Below are 19,251 nucleotides of genomic sequence, written 5' to 3'. Positions count from 1 at the left end.
GAGCGCGTCTCAGTGTTACCAAAAGAGACCCATCCCATGGCTGAATTTGTCATCTACCAACCTCAGAAACGGTGTTTGTCGATCTGGCAGTGACGGGAAGCTGTGCAAGGTCCAGCCGCCCACGGTCTATCCAAAACACAGCTAACCCTTGCAGCGGATGCTGCGGGAACAGTCTTGCCACCAGTGCGCCGTAGCTGGAGAGCTGTGGCCAGTAGAGACCAAAACCCTCACCCGCACCGCCAGATTTGTGGTCGATCAACAGGCATCCCTTGGGCCCAACTGCGAGCAGGTCGATCATCCCGGGAATTTCAGCACCCTCTTCAGTGTGTCCTAGCAGAGGGATTTCACAGAGCAGATCGGTGTAGCCGTCGGCCGAAAGCCAGGTCTTCAGCGCCGCTGCCCGCTCTGCCACCAAGTCGAGGGACGCATCGTCCAGTCCGGTTGCCGTTGGCAAGGCTGTGATCATATCAGGTCGAGTCAGGCATGTACGCAAGGCGAGGTGTAGCGCCGTGCCTCGGGCCGCATTGCTGACCGTGCGAGGCCATGGCGTGCCCAATTTGATACCCTGGCTTTCCGGTGCAGGCAGGGCCGTCGTGGCTTGTGATGGCTGCAACCTCCAGGGCGTCAAGACCACAGCAGGCAAGGGGGTAGCGCTGCCGAGCCGTGGTGTATCCGTGATCTCTGCCTCCGAATACGTGGTGAAGCTCGCGTTTTCGGGCAACTGCCTAATGGTGGCCGGGCAATCAATCCCGCCGATGCGCAGTGTATCACCACCTATCTGAGGCGCGCAGGCATCTGTGAAAACATGGAACAAGCACTTGGCTTCCGGAACTTCCTCGTCACGCTCTTTTAGAAAGCCTGGCCACTCCAGCACCAGCCGGTCGCGTGCCCGGGTCAGGGCGACGTAAAGAAGGTTCTTTGCATTGGCCTCAAAATCCACGCGCCGATCCTCAATGAACCGCCGCTCGGCTTCGGTGGCAGCAAATCCTGGCGTGTGGATTAGCGCGGCCGAGGCTAGCACGGCTTCCATATCGTCGATCTTGTCCAAAGCGGTGAACTGGGTTGCAGTGCTTCCCGGCCAGTCTTCGATCCCGTGGTCGAATTCAGCGACAACGGTGATCGGCCATTCACGCCCCTTGCAGGCGTGCCAGGTGACGATCTCTACCGCTTCGGCGCTGTTGGCGGCAGGGTCGGGGCGGCGGTCGAAATCGCGCTCACCCGCGCGGGCATCGAGCCAGCCCAGAAACACCTTGGCGCTTTCGCCATGGAATCCGGCAGCGGCCTTGAGGTCGCGGTGCGCAGATTCGAAATCGCTTGCTTCGGCTTCAAATCGCAGAAGGTCTGCACGCGCCTGAGCCGCATCGGGCTGACGGTCAGCCCATAGCCGCAGCCCAGCGACATTGATCACCAGATCCAGTGCGTTGGAAATCGGCAAGCGTGCAAGGCGGTCCGACAGAGCCGCTAGTCGCATGAGAACCGGATCACCCGCAAGCCGTCCTTCGATTTGCGCAGACATTGCAGATTGCAGGCTCAGGGGATCGGGGCCGAGGGTGCGCAGCAAAAGCGCCGAATTGGTATCGGCAGGGTTCGCGGCATAGCTCAGTGCAGCACGGGCGGCCTGCACAACTGGACTTGCAGCCCAGCCATCCTCTGCAATGCGAACAGGTACGCCACGCGCCCGCAGTTCCTCGGCATAGCGGGCGGCAGTTGCGTGGCGGCAAACCAAAAGCGCGATATTAGAGGGGCGGACGACCCTTGTGGCCTTGGTGTGCCGGTCGGTGATTGTTTCGCCGGTTGTGAGGATGCCGGCGATGCGCTCGGCGATGTGCTCCTGCGGCTTCGAGAAGTTCTTCACCCCGCGCCCTTTGACGATGTTCAGCACCTCCAGCGCCGGACCGGGCACCGGATCGCGGGTAGGGGCCAGCAGATTGTAGTCCGCGCCAAACAGCCCTGCGCCCATGGCATTGACGAAATCCATCACCGCCGGAGTTGACCGCCAGTTGCGGTCTAAGGGCTGCGTCGCGGCGGGGTTGGCCGCCGCAAGGGCTTGCGACAGGCGCGGGTCAGCCCCTTGAAACCCCATGATCGACTGCTTTACATCCCCCACCAGCAGGGTGCGCGGCGCACTGGCGCCCAACTGCCAGAGCAGCGCGAACTGCACCGGGTTGGTATCCTGAAATTCGTCGATGATGACGCAGTCAATCTCATTCAACACAGCCTGACGCACGGCCGGATCGGTGCGCAACAGCCGTTCCGCCCCGGCGATCATGTCGGCGAAGTCAATCAGACCAAGCGCCTTCTTGCGCGTCTCGTAAGCCTCCATCACTTCCTGCGCACAGGCGATCAGGCACCGAAAATGCAGCTTTGCATCTGCCAAGGGGCCGGGATGCGCAGGCAGCGCATCCGCGGCCTGAATGATCGCAGTGGCAAGATCATCATAGCCCTCGGGCGTCTTCGTTTTGCTATTCGAGGTCCAAAGATTACGCAGGGACTGCCAGAGGCTCCAGTCCCGGTACAGCAGCGTCGGGTCACGCTCAACACGGCGAAAGAGGGCAAGGTTCTTTTCCAGCGTCTCGCGGGGGCCCTTGGCGGTAACGGTGGCCATGCCGCCCTCGGGAAAGGCGGCAAGCATGGCGGAAATCGCCGCCGCCAACGCATCACGGGCCGCTGAGGGATCGGCGAGCACCTCGCCATAGATTCTGTCAAGCCGATCCAAAGCAGGTGCGATTAGGCCCGGATCACGGCCCTTGTCACCCAGCCCGCGCAACAGGTCGATCATCGACAGAACCCGACCCCGTAAGGAATCCTCGACCGTTTCGCCCTTTTGCCAATTTGGCTGGTAGCCGAACCGCTCAGGCTCGGCCTTGATCGGGTCAAGCGACTTGGCATGAGCCAGCGCCTGGCGGATCAGCAGGTCTCGCTCGGCATCACCAAGGTGGCGGGGTTGCAGCGATGCGCCCGCCGCCAGCGCATGTTCCGTCAACAGCCGCAGGCCCAGCCCATGGATCGTCGAGACATAAGCCCGCTCGACCGCCATTGCCTCTTCTACCAGACCATCCGCCAGAAGACCCGCCCGGATGCGTTCACGCAATTCACCGGCCGCGGCTTCGGTAAAGGTCACGGCAAGAATCCGTTCGGGCCTTACGATCTTGCGCTTTACCCAGTCCGAAAGCTGGGTCTTGATGCGATGGGTTTTTCCTGCGCCCGCGCCTGCGGGCACGATGACCAATCCCAGGTCTGAGTCTGCCCCGTCCATGGTCATGCCTCCTCGATCTGGCGGATGAACGCGGTGATCAGGGTCGAGCCATCGGTCAGCGCATAGGGTGTGAAGCCCGCCTCTTTCTTGAAAAACCCCTCGTCGGCCGAGGTATTCAGCACCACCCGTCCGGCCCCAAGTTGCGCCAGCCTTTCCGCCAGCATGGCGACTGCGGCGTCGTTGACGCCGTCGCCCATGTCGCGCGCAGGCGACCCTGCGGCCGTGGGCAGGCCCGAGGTCAGCAGCCCCCCATCATTCATCAAGTGATACGCAATACCGATCTTGCGGCCGATCAGCGCGTCCATCCCGTCCCCGTCGCGCCGGTTAGGACGGGCGATCATGTCACGATAGAGCCCCGCTTGGAGATCCCAGCCCGCCTCCATACGCCTGCGCCTGGCCGATGTGCCGCTTTTCTTGTGATCGACGACAAGCAGCGCACCGTCAGGCAACTCAAGGATCGCATCGGCCTTACCGTGCAGATTGATGCCATGCGCCTCACCGGCCAGCCAGATCTCGTTGCCGATGATCTTTGCGCCAAGCGCCAGCAGATGGTCGCGCCAGCGCAGCGCGGATTGAAGAATCTCGCGTTCCAGCCCGTTGCGCTCCATTTCCCATGATGCGCTGCGCAGAAACCCCGCGTGGCGGGTGAGCGCGCGATCATAGGCTTCGGCAACCGCCGCGGTCAGTGCCGGAGGTTCTGGCACAGGCTGGTCCTTGAGGAATACATGTTCAAACACGTCATGGGCAATGTTGCCCTTGGCCATGACATCAAGTTCCTCTGCGGACCAAGACATGTCGCCCGCGCCAACCTCTTCCAAAAGCCAGGCCAGTGGGCTGACCAGAAGCGTTTCCAGCCGAGAGGGCGATTGAGGTTTGGTTGTTCCATCATCCTTGCGGCGCAGCGCCAGCAGGTCGAGGCCGGGGAAAGACAGGGCCTCGGGCAGATCGTCTGGTTCCGGCAAGGGCGGCAGGCGGTGGTGCGCCACAGGCCAATCGCCGGGCGGCAATCGCGACAGGTCCAGGATCAGATCCTGCGCATCCTCGACACCCGATATCGCCCGCGCGACCAGGGAAAGCCCGGCCGCGGGTTGCTGCCGTGCCCCAGACAGATCGCGCCACGGGATCAGTAAGGTAACTGTGCCGGTAACCGCCTGAAGTTGCTGATCGAAAAGAGACAGGCTTTGCGCCAAACCCTCAGCCCGGCCGCGAAGGTGCAGCCCTGTCGTGGCTCGGATCGTGATGATTTCGCTGTCCAGAAACATCGGATTGGCGCGCGGACGCGTCGGATACAGACCATCGGTGAAATCCGTCACGATCAGATGCCGGCAGGGCCGCCACGGAGTTTCCTGTGCAGACCAGAGGCTGACACCTTCAAGGTTGCGCTCTGGATCGGCACTTGACGGGGATGCAATCTGGATACCGCGCAGGATCGCTTCCCAGTCTGGGCTACCCTCGCCGGGCGGGATCGACAGACGGGCGCGGACCTCCTGCCCCTGCGCAATGCGATCACAGATACGGTCGATCAGGAAACGCAGTTGGGCCAGACTGCCCGCTGAGACGCGAATGTCCGTCCAGAGGTCTTTGTGCGCGGGGGTAGGCGAAAGGACCTCTCCCCGAAAATCACCGCCAATTAGGCTTTCGGCGAGATCGCGCCCGGTCTGTGCGGACCATGGCATCAGCGGTGACCGGGCGAGACTTGCCAGCACCATTGCCGGCGTGGGTGTTCGCTTGGCCAGTGCCAGTTGAAGTGCTGTCTCACCAATGATGTCGCGCTCGGGCAGGCTGGCGGGAAGCCCGGAAATCGGCACGCCCTGCTCCTTAAAGGCGCGGGCAATCTGGCGTGGGTCACCAGAGGCTAGCACAGCAATCTCCCGCGCCGAGATACCGCTTTCGATCAGGGCACGCGCGCGGGCGGCGGCAAAATCAGCGCAGGCAGCCAAATCTCGCAAACCATAGAAGGCGAGGCTGTCATCCTTTGGCCCGGCCTCGATTGCTGCCTCGGCCACTCCGCCCTGCAAAGTGTGCAACCGCGACCCTTCACGCGCCGGGGGCCCCTTAGCGGGTGCGGCTACAGCCCCGAATTCCTGCTGAAGCCGAGCGTAAAGAGCCTTCATTGCGGCTGGCGCATGCGGATCGAGCGATCCCTGAACCACCGGTAGCGGGTCAAGAAACCGCCCATGCGGCAGCTCCAGCACATGGCGCACCGGGGCCAGCCCTTCGGGCAAGGTATCGCCCAGCTTGCGCCAGAGGTTGATAAGCGCATCCAGATGCCGCCGTGCGCGGCTGTCCCCCATCGCCTCCGCCGCTGGTATGCGAAGATCGCCCGTGGCCAGCACGAGACCTTCAAGCGCCGTGCTGACAGATGAGATCGTCTCGATAGGTGCATTGGCAAGGCTATCCCGCCAGACCGGATCGGGGTCCTCCACGATCGCCCGTCCCGGCGCCCATTCCGCCGCTTTTGGTGCAAGCGCAAGCTCGGCGAGTGTTGTATCGGTGAGGCGGTAATGCAGGCCCGAGCGGGGATCGGCGACGAGAAACGGGTAGAACATGGTTTTCGAGCTCACTGCATAGGATTGGGTAGTGTAATGGGATGCTATTGTGGATCAATGGTTTATAAAGCTGTTTTCGTTATCTTTTGCGTAAGCGCAGGAAGTCTAGCTTTGGATTATTGATCCAGCGTCTATCCACCCGGATAGACTTCGAAGAGTTCCTCTGCCGCATCGATATCGGATGAAAGCTCCCTGTAATCCCGTACCAGCTGCGAGATGATGTCTGCACCTTCAACGATTTCAGCCCAACGGTGTCGAAGCACAGCCGCAGGATCAAGCAGACCCAGCATATTGCCGGCAACCGCCGCAGTTGAATCGCTGTCCCCACCATGGGTGGCTGCAATCAGAAGGGCCTCTTCGAAGGAGTCTCCGGCGAGGCAGGCATAAAGCGCGATCGACAAGGCTTCTTCGGCGGTCCAGCCGCCACCCAAGGATTCGACTGTTTCTCCCGTACCGTCCCGTGGCGCGCGGAGCGCAGCTTGAATCGCCCGTGCAGTCTCTTCGCCCCCAGTCAGTCGCGCATAGGTCTCTGCCGTCTGGGCTGCAGTCTTCTCCAGATCAGCACCACCTGCGACGTCGGCAAGCATTTCCGCCCAAGCTGCCGCCGCAAGCTGGCCAGTCTGGTGGCCATGCGTCAGGGCGGATGTCTCGATGGCCATTGCGCGCACCTGGTCGCGCGGGAACATCAAGCCAATGGGGGCCACCCGCATGATAGTCCCACAACCTTTGCTGTTGTTGCGTGCCAGGTTCCCAAAATGCGTGCTCGCCGCCAAGGATGACAGGCAGGTATTGCCCGGCGCGCGGCAGACCCGAAGGCGAGGGTCGTTGATCAGCCCCACATCATCAGTCTGAACTTTCGGATTGCCGCCCTGCGTTCTGTACCACCGCAACAGCGCGTGATGGATCACGGACGGCGGGTGGCAGATACCCTTAAAGACGCCGCGAACCCGCGCGCGTAAGATCCCCTCGGCCGTGAACAGCGTCATCTGGGTGTCGTCTGTGATGGCGCCGTGCAGCCCCATGTGCGTTGGCAGCTCCGAAATGCCGTCCGGGAAACGACGGCGGATTTCCGCGAGCGACAGGAACTCGATCTCGGCTCCCAGACTGTCCCCGATGGCACCACCCAGAAGACTTGCATGGAGTCGGATCAGCGGCAGCCCTTCACGTCGGGCGTAATCGGTCACAAGGCGCTCCTGCACCCGCGTCTCTATTGCCCCGGGCCGTGCGGCGCGGACGAGGGTCATGGCCTCGCTCGCTGGATGCCCGCGCTCAACCAGCAGAAGGGCGGCAATCGTTCCCGCGCGTCCCAGCCCGCCCCGGCAATGGACCAGCACCCGGCCGCCATTTTCCAGGATGCGATGAAGGTGGGGCGACAACTCGCGCCACCGCGCCATGTACTTTGGCGTTGGCACACCCAGATCCGGGATCGGGACGTGATGCCAGTCCATGCCGCGTGCCCTTACCGCATCGCCAAGACCCGTGACGGAAAGCAGATCGAACTCAGAATCCTCGATCAAGGTCAGGACTGCTTGCGCGCCCCAAGCCTTTATTACGTCTAGATCAACGTCCAGATCGCGGTCCCATCCCGCGCAAAAGACACTGTCGCCTTTCTTGCCGGGGCAAAGGGTCAGACCGAGATGACCGTTGCCAATTTGCCGGCTGTCGATGCGAAGGGGGTGGGATGTGCTGGTTCGAAGCAAGTTCTGTTCTTTCTTTGCCGATTCGAATTCAGACTACGGCTTGGCTACGTCATTTTCGGGCGTATCAGAGGTAGAGGTTCCAGAAACCTCCAAGAATTGCGCTTCGACCTGATCGCCCCATCTCACCAGATACCATTCCATCTCCTGCCGCCCACCTGCGCAGAAACGGACCATCAGCGACCCGTCAGCCAGACGCTCGGTCTGCTGTTTCGGATGGAATACATATCCCGCAGCCTCATCTGCGACTTCAGGCAGAAAGCGCCAGACGACATCCTGCGGTTCCTCGCGCCAGATGCCGAAACTCTCTGACAACCAGTCCTGTAGATCGAAGCCCTTGGGGCGTTCATAGACATCGGGTTCTAAAGAAATCCGCTCGAAACCAGCCAGTGCAAACAGACGCAGATCGTCCTGGTATTCACTCCACGCCAACAAGTATTGGCGCCCCTGACCAAATAGCATCGCGATCGGGCCAAGCCGGGTATTGCGTGAGAGTTTTGCAGTGCCGCGGGCGCGATGGTCGGTCGAGATCATAACCCCAGCGAGAATTGACTCACGAAGTGCAGATAAAATCTCAGAGGAAATGTTTTCACGAGGCCCAGGTCGAAAGGCGACACCATCAGCCATCAACTGCGCTTCAAGGTCTGCGGCAATCGTCCGACGGCGATCCTCGCGGAACATTGCCTGCACCTTTGTCAACAGGCGCTCAAGCGTGTCAGCCGTCACCTCATCACCCTCGCGCCGTGCAATAGCGGCGGCGCGGTGCCCGGCGGTTAGTTCGTCCAGAGTCGGCTCGACCATCCGGCCCAATGACCCGGGCGGAAAACGCCAATATTTTCGTCCGCTTTCGCCGGAAATCTCCTCGATCTGGGGGTATGCACTGCGTACGGCATCACGCATGCGCTCTGCCGTACGACGGGATACTTTGAATTCAAGCTCAATATCGGCCAGGGAAATTCCTTCAGCTGACCCCTGCATTGTCAGAGCCAGTTTCTGCAGATCTTCCTGGCGGGCGTAGCGCATGGGTCCTCCTAACAATGCAGAGCAACCATTGCGGCGCAATACTTCGGCGTCAACGGCCAAAGCCGATCGGCCGCGCCGCGCCCATCTTTGCCGCATGTTCACGGTTCAGCTCGCGCAGGATGTCCTGTGCGTCCGCGTTGCCCAGTGCTCGCATCCTGCGGGCGACGTTTGCGAAATCCCCGGGAGCGAGTCGATCAAGTGCCGTCAACCCGGCTGGTGGCGAACACGGAAAATGCGCGACCCATGCCAGCGAAAGTTGGCGGGCGGAAAGGTAGTCGAACCTGATGCGGAAAGTGAACCGGCGCTGCGTGGCGGGGTCGAGCTTCTCGACGAAGTTGGTCGTACAGACGAAGGGCAGCGGGTGGCTTTCCATCCAGGTCAGCATTTCATTGACCTGGCTTACCTCCCAGCTGCGTTCGGCGCCGCGACGGTCGGCGAGCAGGCTGTCTGCCTCGTCGAAGATCAGCATGGCACCATCGGCGCGCGCCTCAGAAAAGGCCCGCGCGATGTTCTGCTCGCTTTCGCCAAGCCATTTCGACATCAGGTCAGATGCGCGCTTTTCGATCACCGGCATCCCGATCACGCGGGCCAGATGCCGCGCCCAAGCGCTCTTGCCGGTCCCCGCCGGTCCCTCCAGACAGAAACTGATCCGCCGTGGCGCGCTCGGGGCCGCCAGCCGTGCCTCGATCTGGCTCAGATCTGCGTCGGCACCGGCAAGGTCGTTTTGCCAAGGCACTTCTGAGTGGTGGCGCGGCGCGCTGTCCGCACCGCCTTTTGCCAGCCGTGCGGCCGCGTCCAGCACCTGCGAGACTACCGCCTCCCCGCCATTGCAAAGCAGTGCCATCCGCATCGCGTCAGACACCAGCGCCGGGGCCTGATCGTGCCTTTCCGCCATCGCCGGCAGGGCCGCATCCGGAATGCCTGTCCCATGGCGTTGTTCAAGCCGTTGCCAGATCCGCGCCCTGACCCGGCCCGATGGTGGCCGCATCATCGCCGAATAGCTGATCCGTCGCAGAAAGGCGGGATCACAGGCTTGAACCGAGTTCGTGGTCCAGATCACCGGGATCGGGTTGGTTTCGAGGATCCGGTTAAAATGGACCTTCGACAGCATCTCGCGGCTGAAGGGAAAGCCCCCCGCGCCGAAAAGATCTTCCATCTCGTCAAACAACAGCACGGTGTCCGACCTTTGCCCCAACATACGGGACGCCATGGTCAATTCGGCTAGGCGCTCCCGACGCGACGGTTCTCCGCCGTCATCGTCGGTTTCCCCCACTGCGCGCAGGTCCGCACCGATCTTGTACGCCAGCACCTTAGCGAATTCCGTCTTTCCGGTACCCGGCGGGCCGTAGAGCAGGATGTGTACGCCCGGTCTGCGCCCGGCCAATGCGCGGGACAGCAGGTCACGCATAAGGTCGGCATCGCTTCCCAGTCCCTCGAAGTCCTGCCATTCTGCCTGAGGCGCAGCCGCGCGCGGAAACATCAGCGCGATCAGGTCGGCAATGCTGTCCACCTCGGCCAAAAGCGCGAGGGCCAGGCGGTCAGGCAGGGCGAACGGCATCCGGTTGTGACGCCCGCCGCGGTTGCGCTGCACCAGCCCCGAGCCTGTAAGGCGGCCCGAGGCGCGCATCGCGGCCCGGATTTCAGGCTCAGGGGCCGCGCAGAACCACGACAGCAACAGAGGCACCGTGACCTCCTTGGTTTCCAGCGCCCCATCGACGACATGTTCGAAACCGTCGAACAACTTGTAGAGGGCAACGAAGGTCAGCATGGATGTTTCGACGGGGGACAACCCGAAATGATCCCCAAAGAGGGCAGCATTGCGCTGCACGATCTCGCCCTCGCCGCCCCCTGCGCCTGGCACGAGGTCGCAAGCGATGGCTCGGATCTTGTTCCACCACTGGGTGCTCGGCCGGGTACGGGGCCGCTCGGGGCATTCAACTTCGGTCAGGTATTCCAGCCAGCCGGGAAGCTCCTTTGCAATGCGGCTTGCGGGACCGAAACGGTTGGCCAGCCGAGCGATCAGATCAAGGGCGAGGTGTTGTTCGTGGGTCATTGTCGATCTCCATCGGTTTTGACAGAGATAGCGGGCGCATGCGACAGATATGGACGTGCAGGTAATGAGCTTAGCAAGAACAAGAATGCGACCCGGATATAATGGGCGCGTCCGAATCTGACGCAGCTTGATGCTTATGTTGCTGTAGCATCTCACTTTGGAAGCGAAGCGCAGCTATCTTGAAAGGACAGGCAATGCCGTCACTCCCCGAATACCACTCCCTGCGCGCCAACGACGGCAATGCCGAGACGGTGACCGTATCAGTCCGCATTGATGGAAATGCTCACATGATGCCTGAGATCCAGATGCATCCACGAGTGATAGCGCGCTTGGTTGAAGCGTTCTGCTCTGGCGAGTTGGACTTCATGTCGTTCAACGAGCACCCCAAACGGCTAACCGGTATCAGCGTGAAACGCGGTGGCAGAACCTCAGCCGTCAAACTGACAGCGCGGTCTCTTACAGAAAAAGACGGCCTTACCCGAGACTGGCAGACAGCCGATCCACAAATCTACGGTGGAGCCCCTTGGAATGGACAAATGAGATAAGAAACCTTGCCTTGTTGTACTGACCGGCGCTGGGATTTCGCCGAAATGGTGCATGATTTTTGCAACTCTCGCCGTGAGGCGGGTTTTGCGGCCACGGCAACAGCGCCGCTCCAATATGAAGCAGCCCATTTATGCAGGCAAGCTTTTCAGGCTAATCGCTAGGAGGCACCCGTCCGATATTGACGCATGCCCATGAGAAAATGCATCAGATGACCACGTGGAGAGGACATGAAAAGCCAATCGAGAACTTCAGGCGAGCATGAAGCCGTCAGCATTCTGTATTGCCACGGATGGGGCTCGCGCTTTGACCCCAGCAAGAACAAGATCCGCGCCCTTGCCAAGATGCGCCCGGTTGCTGGCATCACGGTCAACTACACCATGCATCCGTAGGTGGTCTTCGAAAAGTATGCAGCACGGTTGAAACTACATCCCGATGCGATTGTCGTCGGAACAAGCCTTGGCGGCTTCTATGCCGCTTGGCTGGGCGCTGAGTTTGACCGTCCGTTCATTGCGATCAACCCCTCAATCGTACCGAGCAAGACCTTGCAAGCCTAAGTTGGCCATGGCGTCAACCATGTCGGAGAGCCGTTTGAACTGACGGAAAGTTGCGTGACGGCCTATAATGCGCTCACCTTTCGCTTGGACGGATAGGGAACCATAGTTCTGGACATGGGTGATGAAATTTTGGACGCGCAGGCAACGCTAAATTTTGTCAAGGGACGTCTGCCAGTTGTCATGTTCGACGGCGGATCCCACCGCTTTGACCACATGGCAGAACTGATCGAAAACCGACCAGACCTGTTCGACACTTGCTGAATGCAAGCAGAGCGGGCGGTCACTGCGCCCCTTCGCCAGCACAATGTAAGGCGACACCAGAGGAGAGCCAAATGGCTGAAGTGCTTGAGACCATCGATGGCGTTGCCCGGCGCCTCAAACGGGACGTGTATTATCTTGCCCTGATCGACGAAGACGGTGACTTCAAGGATATCTACACTGATGTTTCTGAAATCACAGATTGGCTGGATGCGAAGCAGATCGGCTGGAGCCTCTGTGCCGGCTTCGAGGAAAATAAAGTCTGGATTGAAGGTGGGCCGGGATGCATCTTCCTCGATATTCACCCCGAACTTGGGCCTGAGGCAATGGAAATGGTCGAAGCGCATTTCATGAATGCTGAGGGCGAGCCATCCATTCCAGGCTATGTGCCGGCCATGCTGCGGCTCATGAAGGCGCTCAGCTTTGTCGACAGGGACGATCCCGACTTCTGAGAGAACTTCTCAGTTTGTCTTTGGGGGCCCTGTTCAGGTGTATTTCGCAACTGGAAATCACTCGACATTGTTCAGATAACCCGATGGAACGGGCACTGTGCATCGTGTCCATTCGGTTCCGCGGATATCGGCAAACACTCAGGAGTGACGGCGGTCCCTCCGAAAGCGTTGACGAGGGCCAAAGAGCCTGACATCAAAAACCATGCCTACGCGGCAACGATCCTCAGGTGGCCGGATACCCCGGAATGGCTGACCGGATGTTGTCGGAACGACCGGCCGGATACGTCGGAATGCGCAGTTTGGCTGGTGGGCCGTGAACGAGTTGCCTCTGGCCACCGTTGACTACGTTGTGGGGGCTTTCATATCCAAATAGGTGCAGTAGATGGTATCCGTCCGGTGTCGGCGCGGTTTCAAGCCTTTTCGAGATGCCAGTTCCACGGCATGAGTTCGTCGATGCGATTGATCTTGTGATCCGGCAAGCGATGCAGGACCCATGTGAGCCACGCTTCGGGGTCGACGTCGTTCATCTTGGCGGTCTCAATGAGCGTGTAAGCGATGGCGGCTGCCTTCCCGCCGCCGATTGACCCCATGAACAGATAATTCTTCCTCCCAAGGGCAATAGGTCTGATTGAGCGCTCACAGGTATTGTTGTCCAGCTCGAGGTGTCCGTCGCTGAGATAGCCGCGCGCTTTCGGCATGCGGTTCAGCGCATAGCGGATCGCTTCGGCCAGTTTGGTTTTGCCGGAGATCTTGCGCAGCTGTGCCTGCAGCCAGATCTCCAACGCGTCGAAGACGGGCTTGGCCTTGGCCTGCCGCAGGGTGACGCGCTCTTGCGGGGATTTCTGCCGCGTCTCCTTCTCCACAGCATAGAGCTGTGCAATCTGCTTGATCGCCTGTTGGGCAATGGGAGAACCGGTGCGTTCAACCTCATCGACAAATTTGCGGCGCACGTGAACCATGCAGGCCTGTTCGTCAGCCTTGCCTTTGCCGAACAAGCCGTTGAACCCGGCGAAGCCATCGGCATGGACCGTGCCGGTATAGCCTGCAAGATGGTTGGCGGGGTGCTCGCCTTTTCGATCAATGCTGAACTGATACCAGGCGCAGGGAGGCGATGCCCCGCACCACGGACGTTCGTCCCGCACATAACTCCAGAGCCGGGCGGTTTTGGTCTTTGTTGTGTTGGCGCGCACTTGCAGCTTTACAGGTGTATCGTCTGCAAACAGTGCTGGCCCCGCCCGGACCAGTTTGCCGATGTGCTCGGCCAGAGGCTCCAGCAAGGCCGTCGTGCGCCCAACCCAGTCGCTGAGAGTGGAGCGGTGCAAATCAACCCCTTCGCGGGCGTAGATCTTGGATTGCCGCTCAAGCGGTAGATGATCGCAATATTTGCCGACCCGTTGACCGGCAGGCGATGCATTGCATCGCCGAGAGGGGGCATGTGCGCCACGAGGCCGGGCCCGGGTCGCCCACGCTCGATCAGGCGGGATGGCAACGGGGCCTGGGCGAAGGCTTCACAGCAGGTGCAGGCCATGCGCGGGCGGATGAAGCGGCGCACCACGAAGTGACCGGGGATGTAGTCCAGCTCCTGGGTGATATCCTCGCCCACTTGGCGCAGGGTGCCGCCGCATCCAGCGCATGCCTCACCGGGCGACAGGACCTCATCGTGCCGATCCAGATGATCTGGCAGCGGCTTGCGGTTGTGCTGGCGCTTGTTGGGTGGGGTCTCTTCATCTCCCGTCGACTGCCCGGTGAGTTGATCCTTTGCGGCCTGCGCGATCTCATCGTCTTCCGGCAGATCGAGGGCCAGTTGATCCATGCCCTCTGACTTCGCGCCAAAACGCGCCTTGCGGTGACCATGAAGTTCAGCCTTCAGCTTCTCGATCTGGTAAGCTTGAGACTGGATATGCTGGAGCATTTGCGCGCTGACAGTGCGCAGCTCATCAGGGTCTTCGGGCAGGGATTTGAAGGCCTCCAGCATGGCACAATTTATACCGGATCGCCTCTTATGAGGGAACGCAAAACTGCGCAAAAACCTATGTTTTATTGGTGATTCATGTCACCCCGCAACCAGCGGTCTCCAGGTTTTTTTTGGGGTCCGCCAGTCGATCCCTTCGAGCAACATCGACACTTGTGATGGGCTTAGACTGACTTTGCCTTCCTTGGCAGCAGGCCAGACAAACCGGCCCCGTTCCAGCCGTTTTGTAAACAGGCAGGCCCCCTGAGAATCCCACCAAATGATCTTCAAAAGATCACCCCGGCGACCACGGAAGACGAACATGTGGCCCGAATAGGGATCCTCGGCCAAAACCTGTTCCGCCTGTGCCGCCAGCGTGTTGAAACCGCGCCGCATGTCCGTGACGCCGGCCGCCAGCCAAACCCGCGTATTGCTTGGCACCGGGATCATTGCGCCACTGCCTCGACGATCGTCACGATCGACGACAGCGCGGTGGGACCCTCCACCAATAGCCGACGACCATCCGACAACGTGATGTCCACACGCTGCGCGGTGACGGAACCTGTCGAAGAGGTGGGCAAAACGGGTGCTGCCGGGACAGGCTCCATGCCCGCAACCTCGATTGGAAGAAAGGTTGCCCCTTCAGGCACCAACAGATCCGCAGCCTGATCCTCTGATGAAAACCGAGGATCGCGAAGCCATTTATGGATCAGGTTGGTGTTCATCGCGTAGCGCCGCGCAACCTGCGCAACCGAGACCTGGGGAACCCGCGCCTGCCTGCAGATCGACAGCTTCTCTTCGTCTGACCAAANCCTGCCTGCAGATCGACAGCTTCTCTTCGTCTGACCAAACCCGCTTCTTCTGGCCTTTCTTGCCCGCCATCGCTCACCTCAAGATGTCCACTGCCGATGGTGGACATCTAGCAGGCACTCCATCATCCCGTCAGAGCGGCGACACCGGACGGATACGGACTAGCTCATGCAGAGAGTTTTAGCTCAGGAACTGGCTGAGAAGAAACCGAGCGCCAGTTGGTGCGATTGCGGCAAAGAGGCGGTCGAGGCCAGTTCGGAACCCTGGACGATCCAAGGCGGGAACGCCCGGTGCCCCAGATGCTCCCGTAACGAGGGTCTCTACTAAGCCTTTCGCCGGATTGTCGCCTGCCCAAATCCCCCTACTCCCGCACCTTGTAAGACGGCTCGCAGGTCCGCCGGATCAACGCCGACAATTGACGGCTTCAGTAGCTCCACAATGGCCTTCACCGTGTCAGCCATGGCTTCGATACCCGGCTGAAAAAACTCGGGTGGGACAGAGGGCATAGGCCCCGCGCCTCTGGTAGGGAGGCCGAGAACGACGACGGCAGAAACCCCGCCGCGCAGGACGGCCCGTCTAGTGATTTGCGAGCTCATTTGTGTCGCCTTAGCTAACTTTCTTACTGATCCTCATCCTCGAACTTGCCAAGATTATATCGCTCGGCGAAACTTTCCGCCAAGAAAACTATTTCAGTGGATTCAGAAAACTCAAAGATTTTTGGTATACGGTTATTAAAAAAATACATTTCCACTCTTTCTAGAGTGCCACCTGGGTAGACCTCTACTAAAAGCTCCAGCGCGGCAAGCCGACGTACGAGAGACTGTAAGTCATAAACCGAGTAGCCTTCGCCATAATGCAATAGAATTCTGCCTGACGATCTCTCCAAGGCTTCCTCGCTCGTGATCATCTCGTCTCTTATCGAAGTTCCGGGTTCTATTTGTTGTTGTGCCTGAACATACCCGGGTATCTGTGCGGCACATAAAATAGGAAGGATTGTTATCGAGCTAAAAACAAGCTTTTGTAGGCTACCAGTAGTTTTTGCGAACTTTCGATTTACCATCTGAGAGTACCCCATTGCGAAGGATGCCTTTTTAGCTAACGGATTGCGCGCGTGCCGCCGGAATGTGGCGGTAGAGCGTGGCAGCAGAGACGCCGAGACGCTTGGCCACGTCCACGACAGTGAAGGAAGGGTCAGCCAGCATGGCCTTTGCCGCCGCCACGTCTTGCGGCGTCAGCTTCGAAGGACGGCCGCCGAGACGCCCGCGCGACTTGGCAGCGTCGAGACCGGCGCGGGTGCGCTCCCTGATGATCGTGCGCTCAAACTCAGCCAGAGCGCCGAAGATATGGAAGACTAGCTTTCCGCCAGCCGTTGTCGTATCGATGGCTTCCGTCATGGACCGAAACCCGATCCCTTCCGCTTCCATCCCTTCCACGGTTTCAATGAGCTGCTTCACCGAGCGCGCCAGGCGGTCGAGTTTCCAGACAACGAGGGTATCCCCCGAGCGCACATAGTCGAGCGCCGCCTTAAGCTCCGGCCGCTCCCGCTGCGCACCGCTGGCCTTCTCGACGAAGACTTTCTCGCACCCGGCCGCCTTCAGCGCATCGAGCTGAAGGTCGGGATTCTGATCCTGGGTGGATACACGGGCATAGCCGACGAGCATGGCAAAGGCTTTCTCTCAAAACTTGCCTTAGTATACCGGTTTTGAGAAGTATGTTTCAAGAGATAGTTTCGAGAGGATATTCCTGCCCTGAAGGGGCAGGATCAGGTTCGCAGCGCGCATCTCTCAAAAACGTTCGTTTTAGATAGGCGTTAGTTTTCTTGTTCTTGATAATTTCCAAGGCTGTGTTTCTTGGCAATTGCGTCTGCAATAACTAGAATTTCAGTAGACGAGTCGAAATCAAATATTTTAGGAATTCTTTGGGCGCAGAGATAAAATCTCTACTCTATTTTCGATACCGCCACCATATAAATCAACCTAAACCCGAGAAAGCGGTCACTCGAACAACCCTCGCCGCAATTGGTGGATGCTTACCGACAATGTGCAGATCCGGTATTGGCTCTGGGTCCGCGCTTACCTATTTGCGGTTGCCTTCAGACAGGCGGTGTCGGTCGCGCCTTACGTTTTGCTAGATGATCGGCGAGATCCTTTCGCAACCTGTGATCTTGATCGAGTTGTCCTGCGAGTTTCATGTCTAGGCCGCCCAGGAACTTATCTGCCTCGTCCGTCCGTCCCAAACCATCCAACATTTTAGCAAGGAAGAACTGGGTCGTAAGAGTATCAGGGTGCTCCTTGCCGAGCTGAGCCGCTCTCTTCTCCAATATGATGCGGAACTCTTCCTCGGCCTCGCGGTATCGGCCCTGGTTACCTATCTGCCGCGCAAGGTTGTGCCGAGCCATCAAAGTATGAAGGTTCTCCTCGCCGAGAATCTCCGGACGCCGAGTTATCTCCCAAATGGCGCGGAACTCCTCCTCGGCCTCGCGGTAGCGGCCTAAATTGCCAATCTGGTGGGCGAGCTGGGCCCGCATCACCATGGTGTGCGTATGCTCCTCGCCGAGAATCTCCGGACGCTGTGCTATCTTCCAGATGGCGCGAAACTCTTCTTCTGCTTGCCGGTAGCGACCTTGGTTGCCGATTTGCTGCGCGAGGCCGTGACGCGCCGCAAGGGTCGACGGATGCTCCTCGCCAAGCATGTCCGGACGGCGCAGTATCTCCCAGATGGCGCGAAACTCTTCTTCTGCTTCCCGGTACCGACCTTGGTTGCCGATCTGCTGCGCGAGGTCGTGGCGCGCCACAAGGGTCGACGGATGCTCCTCGCCGAGCGTGTCCGGACGGCGCAGTATCTCCCAGATGGCGCGAAACTCCCCCTCGGCCTCACGGTACCGGCCCTGATTGCCGACTTGCTGTGCGAGACTGGCTCGCGCCACAAGGGTCGACGGATGCTCCTCGCCGAGCATGTCCGGACGCCGAGTTATTTCCCAGATGGCGCGAAACTCCTCTTCCGCTTCACGGTACCGGCCCTGATTGGCTATCTGCTGCGCGAGGTCGTGGCGCGTCGCGAGGGTCGACGGATGCTCCTCGCCGAGCATGTCCGGACGGCGCAGTATCTCCCAGATGGCGCGAAACTCCCCCTCGGCCTCACGGTAGCGGCCTTGATTGCCAATCTGGTGCGCGAGGCCGTGGCGCGTCGCGAGGGTCGACGGATGCTCCTCGCCGAGCATATCCGGACGGCGCTGTATCTCCCAGATAGCGCGAAACTCTTCTTCTGCTTCCCGGTACCGACCTTGGTTGCCGATATGCTTCGCGAGGTCGTGGCGCGTCGCGAGGGTCGACGGATGCTCCTCGCCGAGCGTGTCCGGACGGCGCAGTATCTCCCAGATGGCGCGAAACTCCCCCTCGGCCTCACGGTACCGGCCCTGATTGCCGACTTGCTGTGCGAGACTGGCTCGCGCCACAAGGGTCGACGGATGCTCCTCGCCGAGCATGTCCGGACGCCGAGTTATTTCCCAGATGGCGCGAAACTCCTCTTCCGCTTCACGGTACCGGCCCTGATTGGCTATCTGCTTCGCGAGGTCGTGGCGCGTCGCGAGGGTCGACGGATGCTCCTCGCCGAGCATGTCCGGACGGCGCAGTATCTCCCAGATGGCGCGAAACTCCCCCTCGGCCTCACGGTAGCGGCCTTGATTTCCAATCTGCTGCGCGAGGCCGTGGCGCGTCGCGAGGGTCGACGGATCCTCCTCGCCGAGCATGTCCGGACGGCGCCGTATCTTCCAGATGGCGCGAAACTCTTCTTCTGCTTCCCAGTACCGACCTTGGTTGCCGATCTGCTGCGCGAGGTCGTGGCGCGTCGCGAGGGTCGACGGATGCTCCTCGCCGAGCATGTCCGGACGGCGCAGTATCTCCCAGATGGCGCGAAACTCCCCCTCGGCCTCACGGTAGCGGCCTTGATTGCCAATCTGGTGCGCGAGGCCGTGGCGCGTCGCGAGGGTCGACGGATGCTCCTCGCCGAGCATGTCCGGACGGCGCTGTATCTCCCAGATGGCGCGAAACTCCTCCTCGGCCTCGCGGTAGCGGCCTTGATTTCCAATCTGCTGCGCGAGGCC

At 60.3% G+C, this 19,251-nt stretch carries 15 protein-coding genes and 1 pseudogene; 5 read left to right on the top strand and 11 right to left on the bottom strand.

All coding sequences use genetic code 11. The features are described 5' to 3' along the window. Window positions 1-49 precede the first annotated feature (49 nt). The 5 genes from EEB11_RS17900 to EEB11_RS17880 form a co-directional block, all read right to left on the bottom strand. Window positions 50-3,256 (bottom strand): UvrD-helicase domain-containing protein, encoded by a 3,207-nt coding sequence (locus EEB11_RS17900; protein ID WP_245298986.1) that lies wholly within the window; start codon window positions 3,254-3,256, stop codon window positions 50-52. A gap of 2 nt (window positions 3,257-3,258) precedes the next feature. Further along, window positions 3,259-5,805 (bottom strand): PD-(D/E)XK nuclease family protein, encoded by a 2,547-nt coding sequence (locus EEB11_RS17895; RefSeq protein WP_135433755.1) that lies wholly within the window; start codon window positions 5,803-5,805, stop codon window positions 3,259-3,261. 131 nt (window positions 5,806-5,936) lie between these two features. Continuing rightward, complete coding sequence (locus EEB11_RS17890; RefSeq protein ID WP_135433753.1) at window positions 5,937-7,505, bottom strand: ADP-ribosylglycohydrolase family protein; 1,569 nt, start codon at window positions 7,503-7,505, stop codon at window positions 5,937-5,939. A 33-nt stretch (window positions 7,506-7,538) separates the two neighbouring features. Then, window positions 7,539-8,525: a helix-turn-helix transcriptional regulator gene (locus EEB11_RS17885; protein WP_167852803.1), complete on the bottom strand. Its 987-nt coding sequence runs from the start codon at window positions 8,523-8,525 to the stop codon at window positions 7,539-7,541. A 49-nt stretch (window positions 8,526-8,574) separates the two neighbouring features. Then, a complete protein-coding gene (locus EEB11_RS17880) occupies window positions 8,575-10,578 on the bottom strand; it encodes an AAA family ATPase (protein ID WP_135433749.1) in 2,004 nt (667 codons plus the stop codon). A 194-nt stretch (window positions 10,579-10,772) separates the two neighbouring features. Here EEB11_RS17880 and EEB11_RS17875 point away from each other — a divergent pair, with 194 nt between their 5' ends. The 5 genes from EEB11_RS17875 to EEB11_RS17865 all read left to right on the top strand — a co-directional run bounded on the left by EEB11_RS17875 (window position 10,773) and on the right by EEB11_RS17865 (window position 12,388). After that, complete coding sequence (locus EEB11_RS17875) at window positions 10,773-11,123, top strand: hypothetical protein (protein WP_135433747.1); 351 nt, start codon at window positions 10,773-10,775, stop codon at window positions 11,121-11,123. Window positions 11,124-11,351: 228 nt separating this feature from the next. Next, a complete protein-coding gene (locus EEB11_RS19675) occupies window positions 11,352-11,513 on the top strand; it encodes a hypothetical protein (RefSeq protein ID WP_167852802.1) in 162 nt (53 codons plus the stop codon). Continuing rightward, window positions 11,514-11,678, top strand: a complete 165-nt coding sequence (locus tag EEB11_RS20395; protein WP_135433745.1) for a YqiA/YcfP family alpha/beta fold hydrolase — start codon at window positions 11,514-11,516, stop codon at window positions 11,676-11,678. A gap of 114 nt (window positions 11,679-11,792) precedes the next feature. Next, entirely contained in the window at window positions 11,793-11,939 is a 147-nt protein-coding gene (locus EEB11_RS19830) for a hypothetical protein (RefSeq protein WP_210134459.1), read from the top strand. 71 nt (window positions 11,940-12,010) lie between these two features. Further along, complete coding sequence (locus EEB11_RS17865; protein ID WP_135433743.1) at window positions 12,011-12,388, top strand: hypothetical protein; 378 nt, start codon at window positions 12,011-12,013, stop codon at window positions 12,386-12,388. A 410-nt stretch (window positions 12,389-12,798) separates the two neighbouring features. On the opposite strand, the pseudogene tnpC reads toward EEB11_RS17865, so the two are convergent. The 6 genes and pseudogenes from tnpC to EEB11_RS17835 all read right to left on the bottom strand — a co-directional run. After that, window positions 12,799-14,363, bottom strand: a pseudogene (gene tnpC / locus EEB11_RS17860) (IS66 family transposase). Window positions 14,364-14,441: 78 nt separating this feature from the next. Continuing rightward, window positions 14,442-14,789, bottom strand: a complete 348-nt coding sequence (gene tnpB, locus EEB11_RS17855) for an IS66 family insertion sequence element accessory protein TnpB (protein WP_135433741.1) — start codon at window positions 14,787-14,789, stop codon at window positions 14,442-14,444. Next, a complete protein-coding gene (locus EEB11_RS17850) occupies window positions 14,786-15,124 on the bottom strand; it encodes an IS66-like element accessory protein TnpA (RefSeq protein WP_435531122.1) in 339 nt (112 codons plus the stop codon). The genes tnpB and EEB11_RS17850 overlap by 4 nt, the downstream gene beginning before the upstream one ends. A gap of 644 nt (window positions 15,125-15,768) precedes the next feature. Continuing rightward, window positions 15,769-16,056 carry a hypothetical protein gene (locus tag EEB11_RS17845; protein ID WP_135433736.1) on the bottom strand — a complete coding sequence of 96 codons (288 nt, stop codon included), beginning with the start codon at window positions 16,054-16,056 and terminating at the stop codon, window positions 15,769-15,771. 184 nt (window positions 16,057-16,240) lie between these two features. After that, window positions 16,241-16,810, bottom strand: coding sequence for a recombinase family protein (locus tag EEB11_RS17840; RefSeq protein ID WP_135433734.1), 570 nt, complete (start codon window positions 16,808-16,810; stop codon window positions 16,241-16,243). A 431-nt stretch (window positions 16,811-17,241) separates the two neighbouring features. After that, window positions 17,242-19,251, bottom strand: a 2,010-nt coding sequence (locus EEB11_RS17835; RefSeq protein WP_135433731.1) for a tetratricopeptide repeat protein, incomplete at its 5' end; no start/stop codon positions are given.

Source organism: Pseudotabrizicola sediminis, assembly GCF_004745575.1.
Taxonomy (GTDB): domain Bacteria; phylum Pseudomonadota; class Alphaproteobacteria; order Rhodobacterales; family Rhodobacteraceae; genus Pseudotabrizicola; species Pseudotabrizicola sediminis.
Note: the sequence above shows the minus strand (reverse complement) of the source record. Positions and strands in the feature narration are given on the sequence as shown.